This is a genomic window from Roseiarcus sp. (genome assembly GCF_052145395.1).
GTDB lineage: Bacteria > Pseudomonadota > Alphaproteobacteria > Rhizobiales > Beijerinckiaceae > Roseiarcus.
The window spans coordinates 1-3,517 of record NZ_JBKQOT010000004.1 but is presented as its reverse complement, the minus strand read 5'-3'; the positions used below and the strand labels follow the sequence as shown (position 1 = coordinate 3,517).

General features: G+C 62.4%; 4 protein-coding genes and 1 pseudogene. 3 read left to right on the top strand and 2 right to left on the bottom strand.

The genetic code is table 11. The features are described 5' to 3' along the window. Nucleotides 1-566, top strand: a pseudogene (locus ACLP25_RS00170) (acetyl-CoA C-acetyltransferase); the annotation flags it as partial. Between the two features lie 60 nt (nt 567-626). On the opposite strand, the gene ACLP25_RS00165 reads toward ACLP25_RS00170, so the two are convergent. Then, nucleotides 627-2,192 carry an acyl-CoA synthetase gene (locus tag ACLP25_RS00165; protein ID WP_442467228.1) on the bottom strand — a complete coding sequence of 522 codons (1,566 nt, stop codon included), beginning with the start codon at nt 2,190-2,192 and terminating at the stop codon, nt 627-629. After that, a complete protein-coding gene (locus ACLP25_RS00160; RefSeq protein ID WP_442467229.1) occupies nt 2,189-2,323 on the bottom strand; it encodes a hypothetical protein in 135 nt (44 codons plus the stop codon). The genes ACLP25_RS00165 and ACLP25_RS00160 overlap by 4 nt, the downstream gene beginning before the upstream one ends. On the opposite strand from ACLP25_RS00160, the gene ACLP25_RS00155 reads away from it, so the two are divergent. Together ACLP25_RS00155 and ACLP25_RS00150 are read left to right on the top strand one after the other, a co-directional pair. Further along, nucleotides 2,295-2,582, top strand: a complete 288-nt coding sequence (locus ACLP25_RS00155; protein ID WP_442467230.1) for a hypothetical protein — start codon at nt 2,295-2,297, stop codon at nt 2,580-2,582. The two genes, ACLP25_RS00160 and ACLP25_RS00155, sit on opposite strands and share 29 nt — an antisense overlap. 262 nt (nt 2,583-2,844) lie before the next feature. After that, nucleotides 2,845-3,517, top strand: a 673-nt coding sequence (locus ACLP25_RS00150) for a TetR/AcrR family transcriptional regulator (RefSeq protein WP_442467227.1), incomplete at its 3' end; no start/stop codon positions are given.

Below are 3,517 nucleotides of genomic sequence, written 5' to 3'. Positions count from 1 at the left end.
TGCCGCTCGCCGTCGAGGGCGGTCAGCATACAGTCGACGAGGGAATCCGGTTCGACGCGTCGCTCGAGTCGATCGGCGCGGTCAAGCTCCTCAAAGAAGGCTGCGTCGTCAGTGCAGCGAACGCCAGCCAGATCTGCGACGGCGCCTCCGCCGCGCTCATCGTCGGGGAGCAGGCATTGAAGGCGCATAGCCTGACGCCGATCGCCCGCATCGTCGGGTTGGTCGTGACGGCCGGCGATCCGGTCATCATGCTGGAGGAGCCGATCAACGCCACACGCCGCGCGCTCGCGAAGGCCGGGCTAAAGATTGACGACATCGACCTCTACGAGGTCAACGAAGCCTTCGCGCCCGTCCCTTTGGCCTGGCTCAAGGCGATCGGGGCCGACCCGGCCAAGCTCAACGTCAACGGCGGTGCCATCGCCCTCGGCCATCCGCTGGGCGCCTCAGGGACGAAGCTGATGGCGACGCTCGTCCATGCGCTGAAAGCCCGCGGCAAGCGCTACGGCTTGCAGACCATGTGCGAGGGCGGCGGCATCGCCAATGTCACCATCGTCGAGGCGCTCTAATGGCCTTTCGCGCCCGCTTCACCGAACTCTTCGCTTCGGCCTCATCCTCGCGAGAAACAATCAGGCCGATTCCTGTCCGCCCGGATTCCCGGCTGGTTTTTGTGGCCAATAGTCATCCTTCAGCTTGCGCTTGACGAGCTTTCCAGTCGGCGTGCGCGGCAAGGATTCGCGGAAGTCGATGCTGCGCGGCGTTTTCAAATGCGAGAGCCGTTCGCGGCACCATGCAATGAGTTCGCTCGCTTTTTCCGGCGTTGCCGGAACGCCGGGCTCGAGCTGAACGACGGCCTTCACTTCCTCGCCCATCTCCTCGTTCGGCACGCCGAAGACCGCGACGTCCGAGACATCCGGATGGCTGACGAGCAGGTCTTCCGTCTCCTGAGGATAGATGTTCACGCCGCCCGAGATGATCGTGTGGGCGGCTCTGTCCGTCAGAAAGAGGAAGCCCTCCTGATCGACATAACCGACGTCCCCGATCGTCGAACATCCGGGACGGAGGTAGGCCCGCTGGGTCTTCTGGGGATCGTTCCGGTAGGCGAAATTGATGCCGCTGTCGAAATAGACGTCGCCGATCTCGCCGGGCGGTAACTCCCTGCCGGCCGGGTCGACCACGACGATCCGCCCGATGAGCGACTTGCCGACCGTGCCCGGATGGCGCGCCCAGTCCTCGGACGTGGTCAGGGTGACGCCATTTGCTTCCGATCCGGCGTAGTATTCGATCAGAATCGGTCCCCACCAATTGATCATCCGCGCCTTGACGTCGCGCGGACACGGGGCTGCAGCATGAAACGCGACTTCGAGGGTGGAGAAATCATACTTCGCCCTCGTTTCCTCCGGGAGCTTCAGCATCCGCACAAACATCGTCGGCACGAATTGCGCGTGCGTGACCTTGAAGCGCTCGATCAGCGCCAGACATTCCTCCGCGTCGAACTTCTCCGTGACGATCGCCGATCCGCCGAGCATGACGGCCATCATCGAGGTCCGAAGCGGCGCCGCGTGGTAGAGCGGCGCTGGTGAGAGATAGATCGTGTTCCGATCCATTCCCGCCATGGTCTCGCAAAGAACCGTCATCAGCGCGGGAATCACGGTGTCGATGGGTTTCCTGTCGAAGACGCGCGCGACGCCTTTCGGCCGGCCGGTGGTGCCGGAAGAATAGAGGAGGTCGGCGCCCGCCGCCTCGTCTGGAATCGGCGTGGCGGCCATCGTAGCCTGGAGAGCTCGCCAGTCGAGCGCGGGATCGCTTACTCGGCCGCTGACGAAAAAGCGGACGCCGGGACAGGCGCTTCGCAAGTCCTCGAGAAGATGCGCGAGGGAGTCCGAAACGATCAGGAGCTTCGCCTCGCAATCCCTTACGATATAGGCGGTTTCGCCCGGCGTCAGGTGATGGCTGATAGCGGTGTAGAACAGACCGCTGCGCTGCGCCGCCCAGGTGAGCGCGATGAAATCCAACCGGTTCTCGAACAGAAGGGCAATGTTCTCGCCCATCTGTACGTCGAGCGAGCGAAACGCCTGGGCGCCCTGGTTCGACAACCGATCGAGCTCGGCAAAGGTCATCATCTCGCCCGACCGAGCCATTCGATAGGCGACTTTGTCGGGCTGAGTGGCGGCAAAATAGGATGGGTGCTTCATGCTTCCTTCCCACAAAACTGTGTTATTTGCGGCCAACGATTGGGCTCGAGGCCGAGGCCCCTGACGATGATTTCCGTCATAATGCTAGACGCCCCGGCATAGATGCGGCTCGCGCACGCCAATGTGTACATGCGCGCGATCTCGGTCTCCTCCGTGAAACCCGCCCCGCCGTGCGAATTGCGCGCATTCATCGACGACGAAGCCTTCCGTCTCCGACGCGAGGAGCTTTGCTTCGGCCGCGAGTTCCGCGCTCAAACTTCCCATGAGCTGGTCGAGCGCGCAATGGTCGGGGGAAGCCTGAGTCATATCGAGACGGGTCCTCATCTCGGCCACCTTGAAGCACGAGTCCTCAAAAGTTTCAGGCACGGAGCCGGCGATAAGCTGTCGTAAGCGGGACTAGAGAAAAGGGTCGAAAGCGGTAGTTCATGGCTGAAACTTCCGGGCCCGCCTCGTGCTGGAGTTTCGCCACAGAGCGACTGTCTTCTCACGTGAAGAGACGGATTTTCCAAAACCGTTGAAGGCTACAAAAAGAACGAGCGCTCGCTCATTTTTTCGCTGCGCCCACTTTTGTCATTTCCTTTTGTCTGGCATGCTAGTCACATGTCAGTCCCTCTCATCGAGAGGACCAGACCAAGACAATAGGGGAGGGGGCGTGCAAGCTGCGCGCCAAAGGCCGTGGTCGGCCACCGTGACGACCGACGCGCTGTGCTCCAGGATCCTGGAGCGGCATCGAAGCGTCGTTCGGGTCCGCAAGCCGGAACTCGCCGTCGCCAACCTGGCGCGAATCATCGAAGCGACCCTCAAGCTCTCCAATAGTCAGGGTTTCCATGCGACCAGCCTGCGCGACCTCGCCAAAGCGTCGGGCCTGAGCATGGGCGGCCTCTATTCCTACTTCGACAGCAAGGCGATGCTCCTCTCGATGATCCTGCGGGAGGTCGCAGCGACCGCGACGGATGTCCTGAGCGCGCCGCCGGAACAGCTTGTGGGAGAACCTCGCGCTCATCTTGCATGGGTGATCGACACCCACATTCGCCTCTCGGAGGCGATGCATCCCTGGTTCGTTTTTTCCTTCATGGAGGCGAAGTCGTTTCCGCCGGCCGAACGCAAGATCGCCGTCGACGCCGAAGAGGCGACCGAACACGTTTTCGCCGACGTCATCGCTCGCGGCGTCGCGCGCGGCGACTTCGCTACGGAGGAGGTCCGACTCACCGCCTCGCTGATCAAACCGCTCCTGCAGGACTGGTACGTCAAGCGCGCCAAGTATCGCAGACGCGGTACGTCGATCGAGACCTACATCGCGGCGGTCACGCGCTTCGTTGAAGCCG